We start from the raw sequence: 1,050 nt of genomic DNA, 5'->3' as shown, positions 1-1,050 counted from the left end.
TCGACCCAAACCGGTCCGTCGCATTTCTGGTAACGGACATTCGATATGGGGTAGGCGTGCTGTCGAGTAGCTGTTTCTCTCATGGTAATCTTGCCGCCGCGAGCGAGATCGAGAAGGTGAGCTTATGGCAGATGTAGCGGCAGTGACAAGCGTGAATTGGATACCCATGGTTGCGTCCAGCGCTGTAATCGGCGCTGGGGTCAACGTTATCTGGGGTGCCGTTTCGAAGTGGCAGGATCGCGCACGAGAGAACGCGAAGGACAAACACCGAATTGATCACGTCAAACTCGCCGTCGCACAGCAGCTCGAAACCTTCGCGAAACGCTGCCACACCTACATCGAAGACATTCAGGAAGCGATCGGCGAATATCTCGACCACAACGAGAGAGCCTTCGATAGTGTCCAAGGGGCTTTCGTCCTCCAGTTCGAGCCGGAGCCTAAGTGGGAAGAGCTGTCGGTGGGGTTCGTCTCAGCCATCAAAGCGATGCCAGGCGAGTTTGACTACTCGGCCGAGTGGATTAGTCGCGCGGGCGTATGGGCCGGTATTGACGAGCAATATGAATTCGAGTGTGAGCGGGCGGCGTATTACGGGTTGAAGGCTATGCGCGTCGCGGCGAGCGTGCGCCGGGAGATCGGAGCAGTCGGTGATAGTCAGTTGCAGATGGCCGCCGCCGAGCGGTCGTTTCTAAAGATGATAGAGACCAAACGACAGGGTTTTAAAGTGCGCGGTGACGACATGAACGTGCTTCCTGAACTGCGAGCCATTTACATACAGGAGTCAGAGCATTGGCTGGTGAAACCTCGGATCGACATGGAGCCGGATGTCGATGTTGACTTGGCGCAGAGTGCGGTCGGGTCGCCGGATCATGAAAAGCCGACGCATGGCCGGCTCGTTTGATATCTGCCGCGCGTCAGCGATCTGAAAACTCGCTCACGCCGTCGCAGGTGATTTGAGCCGTGATGATAACGCCTTGTGAGGTGATCTGCCCGGAAGCTACGAGGCAAGATTTACAACGATCGGACGCTTTCCTCGAACGACCGGTTCTGGCC

The 1,050-nt window shown here is 56.8% G+C and carries 1 protein-coding gene; it reads left to right on the top strand.

The window, feature by feature from the left end:
• Window positions 1-166 precede the first annotated feature (166 nt).
• Complete coding sequence (locus tag PQQ51_RS34310) at window positions 167-898, top strand: hypothetical protein (RefSeq protein WP_408501621.1); 732 nt, start codon at window positions 167-169, stop codon at window positions 896-898.
• Window positions 899-1,050 lie beyond the last annotated feature (152 nt).

It is taken from the genome of Paraburkholderia xenovorans (genome assembly GCF_046030735.1).
GTDB lineage: Bacteria > Pseudomonadota > Gammaproteobacteria > Burkholderiales > Burkholderiaceae > Paraburkholderia > Paraburkholderia xenovorans_A.
The sequence above is the reverse complement of the archived record's forward strand: the minus strand, read 5'-3'. Positions and strand labels throughout refer to the sequence as shown.

What these genes read in the sequence shown, in the direction of transcription:
- PQQ51_RS34310 (WP_408501621.1), top strand. Translation starts at nt 167, where the DNA reads ATGGTTGCGTCCAGCGCTGTAATCGGCGCTGGGGTCAACGTTATCTGG.